The sequence below is a fragment of the Paracraurococcus lichenis genome, assembly GCF_030657435.1.
Classification (GTDB): Bacteria; Pseudomonadota; Alphaproteobacteria; order Acetobacterales; family Acetobacteraceae; genus Paracraurococcus; species Paracraurococcus lichenis.
The window spans coordinates 22,971-37,838 of the sequence record NZ_JAUTWS010000012.1; the positions used below are offsets into that span (position 1 = coordinate 22,971).

General features: G+C 73.2%; 16 protein-coding genes. 13 read left to right on the forward strand and 3 right to left on the reverse strand.

All coding sequences use genetic code 11. The features are described 5' to 3' along the window. Window position 1 precedes the first annotated feature (1 nt). The 3 genes from Q7A36_RS14105 to Q7A36_RS14115 all read left to right on the forward strand — a co-directional run bounded on the left by Q7A36_RS14105 (window position 2) and on the right by Q7A36_RS14115 (window position 3,156). The gene (locus Q7A36_RS14105) at window positions 2–1,042 is read left to right on the forward strand and encodes a hypothetical protein (RefSeq protein ID WP_305104350.1); all 1,041 of its coding nucleotides are present in this window, start codon (window positions 2–4) and stop codon (window positions 1,040–1,042) included. A 69-nt stretch (window positions 1,043–1,111) separates the two neighbouring features. Beyond that, window positions 1,112–1,960 carry an FAS1-like dehydratase domain-containing protein gene (locus Q7A36_RS14110; protein WP_305104351.1) on the forward strand — a complete coding sequence of 283 codons (849 nt, stop codon included), beginning with the start codon at window positions 1,112–1,114 and terminating at the stop codon, window positions 1,958–1,960. Next, window positions 1,957–3,156, forward strand: a complete 1,200-nt coding sequence (locus tag Q7A36_RS14115) for a CaiB/BaiF CoA transferase family protein (protein ID WP_305104352.1) — start codon at window positions 1,957–1,959, stop codon at window positions 3,154–3,156. The genes Q7A36_RS14110 and Q7A36_RS14115 overlap by 4 nt, the downstream gene beginning before the upstream one ends. A 9-nt stretch (window positions 3,157–3,165) precedes the next feature. Here Q7A36_RS14115 and Q7A36_RS14120 read toward each other — a convergent pair whose 3' ends face one another. Continuing rightward, window positions 3,166–4,125, reverse strand: a complete 960-nt coding sequence (locus Q7A36_RS14120; RefSeq protein ID WP_305104353.1) for a tripartite tricarboxylate transporter substrate-binding protein — start codon at window positions 4,123–4,125, stop codon at window positions 3,166–3,168. A gap of 78 nt (window positions 4,126–4,203) precedes the next feature. On the opposite strand from Q7A36_RS14120, the gene tsaA reads away from it, so the two are divergent. The 6 genes from tsaA to Q7A36_RS14150 all read left to right on the forward strand — a co-directional run bounded on the left by tsaA (window position 4,204) and on the right by Q7A36_RS14150 (window position 8,818). Next, window positions 4,204–4,668, forward strand: coding sequence for a tRNA (N6-threonylcarbamoyladenosine(37)-N6)-methyltransferase TrmO (gene tsaA / locus Q7A36_RS14125; RefSeq protein ID WP_305104354.1), 465 nt, complete (start codon window positions 4,204–4,206; stop codon window positions 4,666–4,668). 30 nt (window positions 4,669–4,698) lie between these two features. After that, a complete protein-coding gene (locus Q7A36_RS14130) occupies window positions 4,699–4,995 on the forward strand; it encodes a hypothetical protein (RefSeq protein WP_305104355.1) in 297 nt (98 codons plus the stop codon). 111 nt (window positions 4,996–5,106) lie between these two features. Next, the gene (locus Q7A36_RS14135; RefSeq protein WP_305104356.1) at window positions 5,107–5,628 is read left to right on the forward strand and encodes a GNAT family N-acetyltransferase; all 522 of its coding nucleotides are present in this window, start codon (window positions 5,107–5,109) and stop codon (window positions 5,626–5,628) included. A gap of 68 nt (window positions 5,629–5,696) precedes the next feature. Continuing rightward, window positions 5,697–7,322 carry a thiamine pyrophosphate-dependent enzyme gene (locus Q7A36_RS14140; protein WP_305104357.1) on the forward strand — a complete coding sequence of 542 codons (1,626 nt, stop codon included), beginning with the start codon at window positions 5,697–5,699 and terminating at the stop codon, window positions 7,320–7,322. A 2-nt stretch (window positions 7,323–7,324) separates the two neighbouring features. Further along, entirely contained in the window at window positions 7,325–7,834 is a 510-nt protein-coding gene (locus Q7A36_RS14145) for an MmcQ/YjbR family DNA-binding protein (RefSeq protein WP_305104358.1), read from the forward strand. A 24-nt stretch (window positions 7,835–7,858) separates the two neighbouring features. Further along, window positions 7,859–8,818, forward strand: a complete 960-nt coding sequence (locus Q7A36_RS14150) for a Bug family tripartite tricarboxylate transporter substrate binding protein (protein WP_305104359.1) — start codon at window positions 7,859–7,861, stop codon at window positions 8,816–8,818. Here Q7A36_RS14150 and Q7A36_RS14155 read toward each other — a convergent pair whose 3' ends face one another. After that, window positions 8,819–9,946 (reverse strand): ATP-grasp domain-containing protein, encoded by a 1,128-nt coding sequence (locus Q7A36_RS14155; protein WP_305104360.1) that lies wholly within the window; start codon window positions 9,944–9,946, stop codon window positions 8,819–8,821. A gap of 13 nt (window positions 9,947–9,959) precedes the next feature. On the opposite strand from Q7A36_RS14155, the gene Q7A36_RS14160 reads away from it, so the two are divergent. The 4 genes from Q7A36_RS14160 to Q7A36_RS14175 are packed head-to-tail and all read left to right on the forward strand — an operon-like array spanning window position 9,960 to window position 13,214. Further along, on the forward strand, window positions 9,960–10,820 hold the full coding sequence (locus tag Q7A36_RS14160) for a CoA-binding protein (RefSeq protein WP_305104361.1): 861 nt from the start codon (window positions 9,960–9,962) through the stop codon (window positions 10,818–10,820). Continuing rightward, window positions 10,817–11,791, forward strand: a complete 975-nt coding sequence (locus Q7A36_RS14165) for a hydroxymethylglutaryl-CoA lyase (protein ID WP_305104362.1) — start codon at window positions 10,817–10,819, stop codon at window positions 11,789–11,791. Before Q7A36_RS14160 ends, Q7A36_RS14165 begins: the two co-directional genes overlap by 4 nt. A gap of 38 nt (window positions 11,792–11,829) precedes the next feature. After that, window positions 11,830–12,483, forward strand: coding sequence for an enoyl-CoA hydratase/isomerase family protein (locus Q7A36_RS14170; RefSeq protein WP_305104363.1), 654 nt, complete (start codon window positions 11,830–11,832; stop codon window positions 12,481–12,483). Beyond that, window positions 12,480–13,214: an enoyl-CoA hydratase/isomerase family protein gene (locus Q7A36_RS14175; protein WP_305104364.1), complete on the forward strand. Its 735-nt coding sequence runs from the start codon at window positions 12,480–12,482 to the stop codon at window positions 13,212–13,214. Before Q7A36_RS14170 ends, Q7A36_RS14175 begins: the two co-directional genes overlap by 4 nt. Before the next feature lie 7 nt (window positions 13,215–13,221). Here Q7A36_RS14175 and Q7A36_RS14180 read toward each other — a convergent pair whose 3' ends face one another. After that, window positions 13,222–14,847 (reverse strand): GMC family oxidoreductase, encoded by a 1,626-nt coding sequence (locus Q7A36_RS14180; RefSeq protein ID WP_305104365.1) that lies wholly within the window; start codon window positions 14,845–14,847, stop codon window positions 13,222–13,224. Between the last annotated feature and the right edge of the window lie 21 nt (window positions 14,848–14,868).

A 14,868-nucleotide genomic window follows, 5' to 3' on the forward strand; every position in this document is an offset into this window, starting at 1 on the left:
CATGCCGCCGGGATCCGTCAACGACACGCAATCGACGCCTTCCGCCAGCGCGGACCCGCCGGGCGAGATGACCTGCACGCTGGAGCATCCCGTGTTCCGGCGCTTCCCCGGCATCGGGTTCCGCCGCTCCCCGCTTGATGGGGAGGTGGTGATGGTCGTCCCCATGGCGGAGCGGGAGGCGGTGCTGCCGCTGAAGGGCATCCAGCAGGAATTCGGGATTGCCGAGGACAGTCCGGACGGCCGCATGCTGGCCCTGGTCGCGGAGAGCCTGGGCTATGTCACCGCCCTGCATCCCGGCGACCCGCTGCCGGCCGAGGTGGTGAACGGCGCCGCAAGCTGGTCGCCGGAGGGGGCGCATCGCCGCCGTGCCCAGGTGCGGCTGCGCATCGCCCTGCTCGGCTGGCAGGACCCGGAAGCGGCGCAGCGGGCGATGCGGGACATCGAATCCGGCGGCCGGCTGGACAGCGACCCCGAACTCAGGACCGCCATCCAGAATGCCAGCCGCAAGGCGGTGAACGAGCTGGGCTGCGCGGGGCCGGACGAGGTGATCGCCTGCCTCGACCGCCTGGCCGAGGATTTCGCCTATGTCGAGGCGCTGCGCGACCGGCTGCTGGTCCGCGTGCAGCGGCTGATCGCCCGGGCGCAGCGCATCGGCGCGACGCTGCATCGCTCAGACACCGTCCGGTCGGACGCGATCCGGCGCATCACCCGGATGGCGGAGACCGCGCTCGAGGAGTTGTCCGCGCGGTTCCGGAAGCTGGACGGCGTCTACACCGAGATCATCCCGCTGCTGCGGGAGCCCGAGACGCGCCTCGCCTTCGTGCAGGAGAACCGCGACGCGCTCTACCGCACCCTGATGGGCTGGGAGCCGATCCTCGGCGAATGGGACGGGGTGAGGGAGGGCGACGACCTGCTGTGGCAGGCCGTCGGCAATACCTACCAGTTCCTCGCGCGCCGCTACCTCGCCGTCGCGGAATGGCCGCCCTTCGGCGTGCTGCGCCAGGCGCTGTCGCGCGGCCGGGAGAGCGCAATGCGCTGGTAGCCGCGGCCGCGCGCGGTTTGACAGCCCTGCCCGCCGGCCGGAGACTCGCCGGATCGGGGGAGGGGCGGGATGGACGAGGCCGCGCTGCAGGGCTGGATCGGCCGCGAGCAGGTGACGGAGGACGAGGCGAGCCTGGTGCTGCTGCGGCGCCTCGCCGCGCTGCTGGACCAGGACCCCGCCGCGATTCGCCGCGGCGCGCCGATGCCGGAGGGCTGGCACGTGGTCCTCTTCGGCCCGCTGGCGCGGCAATCCGCGCTCGGGCCGGACGGCCACCCCGCCATGGGCGAGTTCCTGCCGCCGGTGCCGCTGCCGCGCCGGATGTTCGCGGGCCGCCGCACCTGGTTCGCGGCGCCGATCCCGGTCGGGGCCGAGGTCCGCCGCGTCTCCCGCATCGCCGCCATCAACCCGAAGGAGGGGCGGAGCGGGCGGATGATCTTCGTCACCATCCGCCACGGCATCGAGAGCGGTGGCCGCGAATGCGTGGTGGAGGAGCAGGACCTCGTGTTCCGGGAGGCGCCGCGGCCCGGCGCCGCGCCGGCCGAGCCGGCGCCGCCCGCGCTGCCGGCCGAGGCGGTGCGCGAGCGCTTCCTGCCCGACCCGACGCTGCTCTTCCGCTACTCCGCGGTGACGAACAACGGCCACCGTATCCACTACGACGCCGACTACGCGCGCGGGGCGGAAGGCTATCCGGCGCTGGTGGTCAATGGCGGCATCGCCACGACGATGCTGACGGAACTGGCGAAGTGCCACCTGCCGGGGCCGCTGCGCCGGGTGACGACGCGCGCGGGACGGCCGCTCTTCGTCGGGCGGGAGGCGACGCTCGCCTGCCATCGGGAGGCGCCGGACCGCGCCCGGCTCTGGGCGCTGGACGATGCGGGGCGGCTCGCCTTCGAATGCGTCGCGGAATGCGCGGCATGACGACGGGACCGCTCTCCGGCATCAAGGTGCTGGACCTCACCGCCGTGGTCGTCGGCCCCTCCTGCACGCTCACCCTCGCCGAGCAGGGCGCCGCGGTCATCAAGCTGGAATCGCCGGAGGGCGACCTGCTGCGCAAGCTTGGCGGCCCGGCGCCATCGCCGGACATGTCGCCCAAGTTCATCCACTTCAACCGCGGCAAGCGCAGCATCGCGGTCGACCTGAAGACCGCGGAGGGCAAGGCGGTGCTGGTGAGGCTCGCCGAGCGGGCCGATGTCCTCGTCACCAACATGCGCGGCGGCGCGCTCGAGCGCCTCGGCATCACCTGGGAGGCGCTGCATCAGCGCAACCCGCGCCTCGTCTTCTGCGTCATCGCCGGCTTCGGCCGCCGTGGCCGCCACCATGACAGCCCGGCCTACGACACCATCATCCAGGGCATGTCGGGCTTCGCCGCGGCGCTCGGCCGGGTGCTGGGCGAGCCCCGCTTCGCGCCTTTCGTGCTCTGCGACCACATCACCGGCATCATCGCCTCCCAGGCCATCACCGCCGCGCTCTATGCCCGGGAGCGGAGCGGCGAGGGCCAGGCGATCGAGGTGCCGATGTACGAGAGCATGGCGCATTTCGTCCTCACCGAGCACATGTTCCGCCGCACCTTCGACCCCGCGGGACCGACCGGCGACCCGCGCGTCATGAACCCGGATGCGCGGCCGATCCCGACCGCGGATGGCTACATCGCCGTCTCGGCCAATACGGATGCGCAGGCCTTCGCCTTCTTCGCGGCGATCGGCCGGCCCGAACTCAAGGACGATCCGCGCTTCAACTCGGTCGTCGCGCGCTTCCGCAACGTGGAGGCCTATTTCACGCTGCGCGCCGAGGCGCTGCGCACGCGCACGACGGCCGAATGGGCCGCCGAGTTCCGCCGGCGCGAGATCCCGGCCATGCCCTTCCAGACGATCGAGGGCATGCTGGAGGACCCGCATCTCTGGGAGACCGGGCTGCTACGGCAGGAGGTCCATCCGACCGAGGGGCCCATGACCGGCCTCGGCCGCCCCGTCACCTTCTCCGCCGCCGGGCCGGACGATTTGCCGCTGGCGCCGCGCCTCTCGGCCGATGCGCGGGAGGTGCTGGCGGAGGCGGGCTATGCCGAGGCGGAGATCGAAGACCTGCTCGGCAGCGCCGTGGTGCCGCCGCCGGGCTGAGCGGCCGCATCATTCCGGCGTGATCCCCGCTGCCGCGGCGACCTGCCTCCATTGCGGCACCTCCTGCCGCAGCCGCGCCGTCAGCGCCTCCGGCCCGGTCAGCAGCAGCGTGGCGCCGAGGCCGGCCATGCGCCTGGCCAGCGCGCTGTCCGGTGCGCGCAGCGGCGCCATCTCCCGCATCAGCACCGCCACGGCCTCGGGCGGCGTCGCCTTGCCGCCGAGGAGGGCGAACCAGAAGGGCACGGCATAGCCCGGCACCGCCTCCCCGATCGCCGGCACGCCGGGCAGGGCGGGGCTGCGGGCCGCGGTGGTGACGGCGAGCGGCCGCAGCCTGCCCTCCTGCAACTGCGCCGCGGGAATGGAGGGATCGCCGGTCCAGATGTCGATATCGCCGGCCAGCAACGCGGTCAGGGACTGCGTCACGCCGCGATAGGGCACGTGCAGCAGCTCGATCCCCGCCCGATTCATCAGCAGCGCCATGGCGAGGTGGGTGGAGGAGCCGATGCCGGCCGAGGCCACGCTGATCCGCCCCGGCCGTGCCTTCGCCGCGGCCAGCAGCGCGGCGAAATCGGCGAAGGGCGCATCCGACCGGCAGGCCAGCAGCAGGGAGCTCTCCGAGATCAGCGTCACCGGCACGAGGTCGGCGAAGGCGTCGAAGCCGGGATCCTTCAGGATCGCCGGCAGGGTGGCGAAGGAGGTGGTGGTGATCAGGAAGGTATGCCCGTCCGTCTCCCGCGCCACGTATTGCGTGCCGACGGCGCTGCCCGCGCCCGGGCGCGAGTCGATCACCACCGCCTGGCCCAGGCGTTGCGACAGATGCTCGGCGATGATCCGCGCCGGCACCTCCTGCGGCCCACCGGGGGCGAAGGGGCTGACGAAGCGGATCGGCCGGTTCGGCCAGGACCCTTGCGCCAGCGCCGGTGTCGCCATCGCCGCCGCCAGCAGCGCCCGCTTTCCGATCCCGGACATGTCTTTCCTCCGCATCGCGGAAGGAATACAGCGGAAGCGCGCCCGCCCCCAAGGGAGGCCCCCCCAGGGAAGGATGCGATGACCGGCTTCACCCTCACGCCGATCGGCCATCTGGAGACGCCCTGGCCGAGCCCCGCCGACTGCCCGCGCAATGGCCGCCAGCCCGACCTGTCGCCGGAATGCCGCGCCGTGGTGGCGGAGCCCTACCGCGAGGGGCTGCTGGGGCTGGAGGGCTTCAGCCACCTCATCCTGCTCTACTGGATGGACCGCGCGCCGCCGCCCGCGCTGGTCTTCACGCCGCCCTTCGATCCCACGCCGCGCGGCGTCTTCGCGACCCGCGCGCCCTTCCGGCCGAACCCGGTCGCGCTCTCCGTCGTGCGCTTCCATGGCTTCGCGGCGCCCGGCCTGCTGCGGGTGACGAATCTCGACTGCGCGAACGGCACGCCGCTGCTCGATATCAAGCCCTACCTGCCGACGACGGATGCCGAGCCGGAGGCGAGCATGGGCTGGCTCGCTCCGCATGCGACGCGCCGCTCCGGCTGAACCCGTGCAGGCTTGCGGCGCTATGGCGGCATGTCGGTCCAACGTCGCCTCGCCCTGCACTTCGCCCTCGGCTTCGCCGTCGCCGCCGTCTTCGTCGCGGGTCTCCTGCTCGCCGATCCCGGCGGCATGGGAGCGCTGCTGCGGGCGCCCGATGCCGGCTGGCTGCCGCTCTTCCTGCTCTGGCTCTTCACCGGCCTGACCTTCGGCGTCGCGCAATGCGCGACCGCGCTGGGCTGTGCCGAAGCGCCGGACGAGGATCGCGGCAGCTTGGTCGCCATCCCGGTCCCGGTGCCGGTCAGGAGCCCGCGCAACGCCGCGCGTCGCTGACCCGGCCGCACGCACAAGGGGCCGGGTTCGCCGCAGGCGCCGGCGCGGCCGCGCTGTAGCGCGCGCCGGGACGGGCGCATCATGCTGCCCGTCCCCTGCCGAGGCCCGAGCATGACCGCCATAATCCGCCCCTTCGCGGCCGGCGAGGCCGCCGCCTTCCGCGAGATCCGGCTCGAGGCGCTGCGCCGCCACCCCGAGGCCTTCGGCGCCTCGATCGAGGAGGCCGAGGGCTCGGAGGTCGCCGCCTTCGCCGCCGGCCTCGCCAAGCCGCCGCCGGACGCCGTCTTCGGCGCCTGGCTGCCGGGGGAGGCCGCGCCGCAGGACATGGCCGGCTTCTTCGTCCACCGGCCGCGCAAGGTGGCGCACAAGGGCGCGGTCTGGGGTGTCTATGTCCGGGCGGAGGCGCGCGGCCAGGGCCTCGGCCGAATGCTGATGCAGCGGGTTATCGACCAGGCGCGCGGGGCGGGGCTGGAGACGCTGCTGCTCACGGTGACCGAGGCCGTGCCGGCCGCCCGCGCCCTCTACGAGAGCCTCGGCTTCCTGGCCTATGGCACGGAACCGCGGGGCCTGCGCCTCGGCCCCGGGCACTATGTGGACGAGACGCTGATGGCGCTCGACCTGCGCGGCGCTTGAAGGCCGGCCGCCCGTCCCGCAGCATGGCGCGCAACAGGCGGGAGGGGGGCGGGATGGCGTCCGAGCGGATGAGCACCGCACAGGCTGTCGTGGCGGGGCTGCTGGCCAACGGCATCGAGACGATCTACGCCCTGCCCGGGGTGCAGAACGACCCCTTCTTCGATGCGCTCTACCACGCCCAGAACCGGCTGCGGGTGATCCACACGCGGCATGAGCAGGGGGCGGCCTATATGGCGCTCGGCGCCGCGCTGGCGACGGGAAGGCCGCAGGCCATGGCTGTCGTGCCGGGGCCGGGGCTGCTGAATGCCTCGGCGGCGCTGGCCACGGCCTATTCCACGGATGCCCGCGTGCTGGCGATCTCCGGCCAGATCCCGCTGGGCGCCATCGGCCGGATGACCGGCCAGTTGCACGAGATCCGGGACCAGACCGGCCTCCTCCGCAGCATGACCAAGTGGAACGCCATGGTGACCGGCCCGGCCGATGCGCCGGCGGCAGTGGAGGAGGCCTTCCGGCAACTCCTCTCCGGCCGGCCGCGGCCCGTCGCGCTCGAGGTGCCGATGGATGTCTGGCCTCGCACCGGCCTGATGCCGGCGCTGCGCACCGCGGAGCCGCTGCCCGCCCCGCCGGTGGACGAGGAGGTGGTGGAGCAGGCGGCGCGGCTGCTGGGCGCGGCGGAGCGGCCGATGCTCGTCGTCGGCGGCGGCGCGCACGCGGCGCGGGAGGAGGTGCGCCGGATCGCCGAGGCGCTGGCGGCACCCGTGCTCTCCGTCCGCATGGGCCGCGGCGTGCTGGACGGGCGGCATCCGCTCGCGGTCACGGTGCCGGCCGCGCACCGGCTCTGGGCCGAGGCGGATGCGGTGCTGGTCGTCGGCAGCCGTGCTTCCGGCGCGCTCGGCGGCTGGGGCACGGAGGGCCTGAAGCTGGTGCGGGTCGAGATCGATGCCGAGGAGATGCACCGCTTCGGCGCGCCGACCATCGGGCTGCAGGGCGATGCCGCCGCCATCCTGCCCGCCCTCGCCGAGCGCATCGCGGTGCACAGGCGCGCCCGCCCCGGCCGGATGGAGCACATCGCGGGCGTGAAGGCCGAGGTGATGGGCCGCGTCGCCGAGCGCCTGGCGCCGCAGCAGGCCTTCCTCAGGGCGATGCGGGAGGTGCTGCCGGAAGACGGCATCCTGGTCGATGAGCTGACCCAGGTGGGCTATGCCGGGCGCGCGCTCTGGCCCGTCCACGGGTCGCGGACCTATCTCTCCTCCGGCTACCAGGGGACGCTGGGCTGGGGGCTGGCCGCGGCGCTGGGCGCCAAGGCGGCGCGGCCGGAGGCGCCGGTGCTCTCCATCTCCGGCGATGGCGGCTTCATGTTCAACGTGCAGGAGCTGGCGACCGCGGTGCAGCACGGCATCGCGGTGGTCGCCGTGGTCTTCACCGACAATGCCTACGGCAATGTGCGGGGATTCCAGAAGCAGCACTATGGCGGCCGGGTGATCGCCACCGAGCTGCGCAACCCGGACTTCGTGCGCCTCGCCGAGAGCTTCGGTGCGCTCGGGCTGCGGGCCGAGGGGCCGGCGGCGCTGGGCGAGGCGCTGCGGCGCGGCTTCGCCAATGCCGACGGCCCGACGCTGATCGAGGTGCCGGTCGGCGAGTTCCCGAGCCCCTGGGAGTTCCTGATGCTGCCGAAGGTGCGGCCGGCGGGCTGAGCATGGCGGCGCGCCCGCTGGCCCGGCTGCGCACCATCTGCCTCCGCCTGCCGGAGGCCGAGGAACGCGAGACCTGGGACGTCCCGACCTTCCGCGTGCGCGGGAAGATCTTCGCCATGGCGCCCGGCGAAGGGCAGGAATTGCAGGTCTGGTGCAAGGCGCCGCCCGGCGCGCAGCAGGTGCCAGGGCGTGTCTGCAGAGGGCTGCGGCTCGTCTCGGCGGGTCTTTTCCGTCCTGGCGGCGTCCGCGGCCTTGCCGATGCTACCAGCATCGGCTGTGGCCGCGTCCTGGCCAGGCCGAAAAATCCCTCGCCGATCCTTCGCCGGTCCCTCTGCAGACACGCCCTTGTGGGCGCCGATCCCGCGCGTTTCTTCGCCCCGCCCTATCTCGGGCCGAAGGGCTGGATCGGCATCCGCCTGCACCCGCCGCCGGACTGGGCGGAGGTGGCGGCGCTGCTCCGCCGCAGCTACGGGCTGGTCGCGCCGAAGCGGCTGGCCGCGATGCTCGCGTGAACGACCAAAGGGGGAAACGACAGAATGATCGGACGACGCGGGGCCCTGGCCCTCGCCGGGGCAGGGCTGGCGGCAGGGCGGGCGCGGGCGGCGGTCTGGCCGCTGCGGCCGGTGCGCATCGTGGTGCCCTTTGCGGCCGGCGGGTCGAGCGACATCTGCGCCCGGCTGGTCGGGCGGCAGATGCAGGCGGCGACGGGGCAGGGCTTCGTCGTCGAGAACATCGCCGGCGGCAATGGCGTGGTCGGGACGCTCGCGGTGCTGCAGGCGCCGGCCGATGCGCATACCCTGCTGCTGGGCGCGACCACGACCTTCTCGGTCAATCCCTACCTCATGCGCAACCCGGGCTACGACGCCGACCGCGACTTCGCGCTGGTCGGCGTCTTCGGCACCACCTCCAGCTACCTGATGGTCGCGGCCGACAGCCCCTGGCGGACGGTGGAGGAGCTGATCGCCGCCATCCGGGCGCAGCCGGGGAAGCTCAATTCGGGCTGGTTCAACGGCTCCTCCCGCATCCCGGCGGCGCTGCTGAAGCAGGTGGCGCGGCTCGACTTCGAGGAGGTCTCCTACAAGATCGTCGGCAATGCGATCACCGACCTGCAGGCCGGCCAGATCCAGTTCGTCTACATCGACATGGTGGCGGCGGATGCACATCTCGCCTCCGGCCGCTTCCGCGCGCTGGCGGTCACCGGGCCGGCGCGCTCGCCCCGCTACCCCGACCTGCCGGCGATGCGGGAGCTCTTCGAGGGCTTCGAGACCGATGGCTATCTCGGCATGGGCATCCGCAGCGCGACGCCCATCCCGCTGCAGGTCGAGGTGAACCGGCAGATTGTCGCGGCGGTGCAGGACCCCGAGGTCAGCCGGCGCCTGCGCGAGATGAGCCTGGAGCCGGTGGCGATGGACCTCGAATCCGCCAGCGTCTATGGCCGCAGCGAGCGGGCGAAGTACGGCCGCATCATGCGCCTTGCCCGCATCGAGCCGGAGTGATCAGCCCCGTACCGCCGCCGCCACGGCCCGCACCAGGTCGTGCGGGTTGTCGTGCAGCGCGGTGACGCCGACCGCGGCCAGGTCCGCCCGCGCCTGCGCCAGCGGATAGCCGCGCAGCGCCGCATGGCCGGCGGCGATCCCGGCGAGGAAGGGCTTTCGCGGCGGATTGGCGCGCAGCGCCGCGGCCAACGCGTCCACCCGGCCCTTGAGGCCGCGGGAGGCGAGGGTGGTGAAGAACATCACCGCCTTGACCTCCGGTCGCTCCGCGATCTCGAAAGCCGCGGCCAGGCGTTCCGGCATGGTCTCGGCCGGGCCGCCATTGGCATTGTCCATGAAGCAGGCGGCGGGGCAGCCGGCATCGGCCAGCAGGTCCAGCATCAGCATGCCGAGGCCGGCGCCGGCGGTGATCATCGCCACCGTCCCGCCCGGCAGCTCGACGAGCTGGAAGCCCTGCGCGCGTGCCCGGCGCTCGAGCGGCGTCAGCGCCGCCTCCTCGAGCGCCGCCGACAGTGCGGGCGCGGCATGGCGGAACGTCGCCGCGTCGTCGCGGATCGCCTTGACGTCGCAGGCGACGAGGCGGCCATCGGCGAGCACGCCGAGCGGGTTGACCTCCAGCAGCTCCAGGTCCTCGGCGCGCAGGATGCGGGCGAGGCGGAGCGCCAGCCGCGCGAGGCGCGGTGCGAGGTCGGGCGGGACGCCGGGGCGCAGCGCGGCGTGGATCGCCTCCAGCGCGCCGGCTGCATCCGGTTCGATGCCGCAGCGCAGCAGGGTGCCGGCCTGCTCCACCTCGACCCCACCCTCGGGCGCGCAGAGGATCTCGATGCATTGCGCCGTGCCGTCGACCCGCGCGGCGAGATAGACCTCGCGCGCCATCGGCACGGCGTCCTCCAGCAGCAGCGGCGCGGCGGGATCGCCGAGCGCGGCGCGGATCGCGGCGGCCATGGCGGGCGCCTCGCCGGGATTGCTGCGGCGCACAAGGCCGCGCTTGCCGCGGCCGCCTTCCAGCACCTGCGCCTTCAGGATCCCGTGCGCGTCCTGCGGCGGCGCATCCTGCAGCAGCACGCTGTCGGGGACGGGGATGCCGTGATGCGCCAGCAGTCTCTTGCCATCATGCTCCGCGAGACGCACCGTTCCCTCCGTGATGACCGTGCCCTTCCTCGCCAGCTTCCCCCGCCGCGTCGTGGTGTTCAACCCGACCGGCCGCTACGCCGCGGCGCAGGTCGCCGCGATGCGGGAGGCCGGGACCAGACTGGTTGCCGGCATCGCGCTCGGGCGCGGGGGCGAGACGGTGGACGGGCTGCCGCTCTTCGACGACGTGCGCGACCTGCCGGAGCCGGCCGATGCCGCGGTGATCTACACCCCGCCAGAGGGCGTGCTGGATGCGGTGCGCGCGGCGGCCGGCATCCCGAGCATCGTGGTCGCGGCGGAATACGTGCCGGTGCATGACGGGCTGCGGGCGGCGCAGGCGGCGCGGGCGGCGGCATCCTGGATGGTGGGGCCGAACACGCTCGGCCTCTGCGTGCCGGGGGAGGGGCTGCTGGGCTCCATCGCGCCCTCCTTCTGCATGGAGGGTTCCGTCGCCGTGCTCTGCCGCAGCGGCACGCTGACGCTGACCATGGCGCGGCTGCTGACGGCGGCCGGCATCGGCCAGCGCCTGGTGGCGCATATCGGCGGCGACACGGTCTGCGGCCGCAACCCGCAGGAATGGCTGGCCGCGCTGGCGGAGGATCCGCGTGTCTCCGCCGTGCTCTATTGCGGCGAGATCGGCGGCGACAAGGAATACGCCCTGGCCGAGGCCATTCCGCGCTGCGGCAAGCCGGTGGTCGCCATGCTGGTCGGTCGGCACGCGCCGGCGGGCCGGCGCATGGGCCATGCCGGCGCGCTGGCCGGCGCCGCGCGCGAGACCGCGGCGGCGAAGCTGGCCGCGCTGGCCGCCGGCGGCGCGCAGGTGGCGCGCGATCCCGAGGAAGCCATCGCCCTCCTGAAGGACCTGCACCGATGAGCGACGCACCGACCGCCGCCGAGATGGAGGAGATCGCCGCGGGCGCCGCGCCCGATGGACCGGGCGTGGTGCTCTGCGAATGCTTCGCGCGCGACGGGTTGCAGCACGAGCCGGCGATCCTCCCGGCCGAGACCAAGATCGCAATGATCGAGCGGATCGCCGATTGCGGCTTCCGCCGGATCGAGATCACCAGCTTCGCGCATCCGGAGCAGGTGCCGCAATTCGCGGATGCCGAGGCGGTGCTGAAGGGCGTGCGGCGGCGGCCGGGCGTGCTGTTCAAGGCAACCTGCCCCAACCCGCAGGCGGTCAAGCGGGCGCTGGCGGCGCAGGAGGGCGGCTGGGGGCCGGACGAGATTTCCCTGCTGATCTCCGCGAGCGAGGGACATTCGCAGCGCAACCTCCGTCGGTCGCGCGAGGAGCAATGGGCGAATGTCGCGGAGATGGCGCGGCTGGCCGGCGATGCCTTCGTCATGGTCGGCACCATCAGCGTCGCCTTCGACTGCCCCTTCGACGGGCGGACGCCGCAGGAACGGGTGCTGGAGGATGCGGAGCGCTTCGCCGGGCTCGGCGTGACGCGGATCGCGATCGGCGACACGATCGGCAGCGCGACGCCGCCGCGGGTGCGCGACCTGATCGGCTGGCTGCACGGCGCGCTGCCGACCGCGACCTTCATTGCGCATTTCCACGACAGCCGCGGCACCGGCATCGCCAATACCCTGGCGGCGATCGAGGCCGGGCTGACCCATGCGGATTGCGCGCTGGGCGGCACCGGCGGGCATCCCGCGAAGATCGCCTATGGCGAGGGCCATACCGGCAATACCTGCACCGAGGACCTGGCGACTGCGCTGGAAGCCATGGGCTACGCTATAGGTTTGGATCTTGGCCTGGTGCGTGGTGCCGGCCTCGAGGCCGAACGCGTCCTGGGCCGCCAGTTGGCCTCGCGGGTGATCCGCGCAGACTCACAGAAATAGAAGGGGGCCCGGGGGAATACCTTCCCCCGGAATCTTGGATGCTGCTGATCGAGTCGCGCGCCGATATCCGCGTCCTGCGCCTGTCCCGCCCGGAGAAGCGCAATGCCTTGAGCATGGCGCTGTCTTCCGCCCTGATCGACGCCTTCCAGTCCGCCGAGGCGGCTGCGGAGGTGCGGGCCGTGGTGCTCTGCGGCGAGGGTGCCGGATTCTGCGCCGGCGGCGACCTCGAGGAGCGCCGGTTGCTGGCGGATGACGCGGCTGCCTGGCAGGCGCGCGCCGCGCTGGCCGATGCGGTGCTGGCGGCGCCGGGCGCGACCGCGAAGCCTGTGGTCGCCGCGGTGCATGGCCGCGTGGTGGGGATGGGCGCCTCGCTCGCGCTCGGCTGCGATATGGTCGTAGCGGCGGAGGATGCGCTGTTCTCCTGGCCGGAGGCGCGGCACGGCATCTGGCCGCATCTGGTGCTGCCGCAACTGCTGCGGCATCTCGGCCCGAAGGACGCTTTCGAACTGCTGGCGACTGGCCGCGCGCTCGATGCGGCGGAGGCGCGGGCGCTGCGCCTGGTGAATCGTGTGGTGGCGCCGGATGGGTTGCTGGAGGAGGCCTGCGCGCTGGCCTCGGCGGCGGCGCAGTACCCGCCGGAGATGCTGCGCGGCATCAAGGCGCGGATCGACGCGGCGGGGGTGCGGCCATGACGGACACGGTGCTGTATGAGGCGGATGCACGCGGCGTGGTGGTGCTGCGGCTGAACCGGCCCGCGGCGCGCAACGCCTTCAACCTGGCGATGGCGGAATCGTTGGCCACCGCCTGCCGGCGCGCCGCGGCCGAGGACGCACGGCTGGTGCTGCTGCGTGCCGAGGGCCCGGTCTTCTGCGCCGGTGCTGACTTAAAGGAGCGCCAGGGCATGACCGACGACCAGGTCCGCGCCCGCCGGCTGAAGGGCTTCGCCGCCTATGCGGCGATCGAGGCGCTGCCGATGCCCGTGGTCGCCGTGGTGGAGGGACCGGCCGTCGGCTCGGGCTGCGAGATGGCGGCGGCCTGCGACTTCGTCGTCGCCACGCCGGCGGCCAGCTTCCGCACGCCGGAAGCGCTTTGGGGCACGGTCGGTGCGACGCAGCGGCTGCCGCGGGTGCTGGGCAAGCGGCTGGCCAAGGACATGATGCTGACCGGGCGCGTGCTGACCGCCGAGGAGGCGCTGGCGCATGGCCTCGTCACGCGCCTCGTGGCGCCCGAGGCGCTGGAGGCGGTGCTGGAGGAGATCGCGGCCACGGTCGCGCAGGCGCCGCCCGCGGCGCTGCGGCTGGCCAAGCGCTGCATCGACGAGGGCGTGGAGCGCGACCCGCACGGCGCGCTGGCGACGGAGTTGCTGGCGATCGAGGAGAGCCTCGCCGCGGCCGAGTGGCGCGCGGCGATGGCCCGGTTCTGAGGCCCGATCAGGCCGCCAGCCTCACCTTCGCCGCGGCCTTGACCATCTCGGCGCATTTCTCGCCGATCATGATGCTCGGCGCATTGGTATTGCCCGAGACCACGGTCGGCATGACGGAGGCATCGGCGACGCGCAGCCCCTCGATCCCGCGCACGCGCAGTTCGGGGTCCACCACGCTCTCCGGGTCGCCGCCCATGCGGCAGGTGCCGCTGGGGTGGTAGATCGTGATGCCGGTGCGGCGGATGAAGCCGAGGATCTCCTCGTCGCTCGCCGCCGCGGCGCCGGGCACGACCTCCTCCTCGATGATGCCGGCGAAGGCCCTGGTCTGCGACAGCCGCCGGCCGAGCTTGATGCCTTCGACCATGCAGCGCCGGTCGGTCTCGGTGGCGAGGTAGTTGGCGTGGATCATCGCCTTCTCCATCGGGTCCGGGCTCTTCAGCGTGATCGTGCCGCGGCTCTCGGGACGGAGCTGGCAGGCGCTGATGGTCATCCCGGGGAAGTCGTGCAACTCCAGCATGGTCTTCGATGTGCTGAAGGGCAGGAAGTGGTACTGCACGTCCGGCGTCGCGCTGCCCGGCAGCACGCGGGCGAAGAGCCCGGCGGTACCGGCGCTGACGGTCAGCGGCCCGCTGCGGCGGAGCGCGAACTCGGCGCCCATCCAGGCCTTGCCGAAGAGGCTCGACACGCGGGTGTTCAGGCTGCCCGGGCCCTTCACGCGGAAGGCGAGGCGCGCCTGGAAATGGTCCTGCAGGTTCCGCCCGACATCGCGGAGGTCGTGCACGACCGGAACGCCGAGTGATTGCAGGTGCTCCGCCGGCCCGATGCCCGAGAGCAGCAGGAGATGCGGGGAGGCGATGGCGCCGGCGCAGAGGATCACCTCGCGCTCCGCCCGGATGGTCAGCTTCGCGCCGAAGCGGGTGAAGGAGACGCCGGCGGCGCGGCGGCCTTCCATCACCAGACCGTTGCTATGCGCATCGGTCACCACCGCCAGGTTCGGCCGGCTGCGCGCGGGCTTGAGATAGGCCGTCGCGCTGCTGCAACGCCAGCCATTGCGCGCCGTCACCTGGAAGAAGCCGGCGCCCTCCTGCTCCGCGCCGTTGAAGTCCGGGTTGCGCGGGAAGCCGAGCTCGGCCGCGGCCTCGATGAAGGCGAGCGCGAGGGGGTTCTTGTCCCGCAGGTCGGAGACGGCGAGCGGCCCGCCCGTGCCGTGCAGCTCGGACGCTCCGCGCTCCTGGTCCTCGGAGCGCCGGAAATAGGGCAGCACGTCCTCGAAGGACCAGCCGGTGCAGCCGAGCTGACGCCAGTGGTCGTAATCCTCCTTCTGCCCGCGGACGTAGAGCAGGCCGTTGATCGCCGAGGAGCCGCCGAGGGTGCGGCCGCGCGGCCAGGGGATGCGGCGGCCCTCCAGCTCCTTCTCCGGCTCCGTCACCAGGTTCCAGGAGAGCGTCGGGTGGTACATGGTCTTGGCGTAGCCGATCGGCACGTGCAGCCAGGGATTCCGGTCGCGGGAGCCGGCTTCCAGCAGCACCACGCGAACCGAAGGATCCTCCGAGAGCCTTGCGGCCACCGCGCAGCCGGCCGAGCCGGCGCCCACCACGATGTAGTCCGCGCTCCGCGGCACGCTGTCGCTCATCGGGCCCTGTCCTTGTGCATC

What these genes read in the sequence shown, in the direction of transcription:
- Q7A36_RS14105 (WP_305104350.1), top strand. Translation starts at nt 2, where the DNA reads ATGCCGCCGGGATCCGTCAACGACACGCAATCGACGCCTTCCGCCAGC.
- Q7A36_RS14175 (WP_305104364.1), top strand. Translation starts at nt 12,480, where the DNA reads ATGACGGACACGGTGCTGTATGAGGCGGATGCACGCGGCGTGGTGGTG.
- Q7A36_RS14115 (WP_305104352.1), top strand. Translation starts at nt 1,957, where the DNA reads ATGACGACGGGACCGCTCTCCGGCATCAAGGTGCTGGACCTCACCGCC.
- Q7A36_RS14160 (WP_305104361.1), top strand. Translation starts at nt 9,960, where the DNA reads ATGACCGTGCCCTTCCTCGCCAGCTTCCCCCGCCGCGTCGTGGTGTTC.
- Q7A36_RS14110 (WP_305104351.1), top strand. Translation starts at nt 1,112, where the DNA reads ATGGACGAGGCCGCGCTGCAGGGCTGGATCGGCCGCGAGCAGGTGACG.
- Q7A36_RS14165 (WP_305104362.1), top strand. Translation starts at nt 10,817, where the DNA reads ATGAGCGACGCACCGACCGCCGCCGAGATGGAGGAGATCGCCGCGGGC.
- Q7A36_RS14170 (WP_305104363.1), top strand. Translation starts at nt 11,830, where the DNA reads ATGCTGCTGATCGAGTCGCGCGCCGATATCCGCGTCCTGCGCCTGTCC.
- Q7A36_RS14180 (WP_305104365.1), bottom strand. Translation starts at nt 14,847, where the DNA reads ATGAGCGACAGCGTGCCGCGGAGCGCGGACTACATCGTGGTGGGCGCC.
- Q7A36_RS14135 (WP_305104356.1), top strand. Translation starts at nt 5,107, where the DNA reads ATGACCGCCATAATCCGCCCCTTCGCGGCCGGCGAGGCCGCCGCCTTC.
- Q7A36_RS14145 (WP_305104358.1), top strand. Translation starts at nt 7,325, where the DNA reads ATGGCGGCGCGCCCGCTGGCCCGGCTGCGCACCATCTGCCTCCGCCTG.
- Q7A36_RS14150 (WP_305104359.1), top strand. Translation starts at nt 7,859, where the DNA reads ATGATCGGACGACGCGGGGCCCTGGCCCTCGCCGGGGCAGGGCTGGCG.
- tsaA (WP_305104354.1), top strand. Translation starts at nt 4,204, where the DNA reads ATGACCGGCTTCACCCTCACGCCGATCGGCCATCTGGAGACGCCCTGG.
- Q7A36_RS14130 (WP_305104355.1), top strand. Translation starts at nt 4,699, where the DNA reads ATGTCGGTCCAACGTCGCCTCGCCCTGCACTTCGCCCTCGGCTTCGCC.
- Q7A36_RS14120 (WP_305104353.1), bottom strand. Translation starts at nt 4,125, where the DNA reads ATGTCCGGGATCGGAAAGCGGGCGCTGCTGGCGGCGGCGATGGCGACA.
- Q7A36_RS14140 (WP_305104357.1), top strand. Translation starts at nt 5,697, where the DNA reads ATGAGCACCGCACAGGCTGTCGTGGCGGGGCTGCTGGCCAACGGCATC.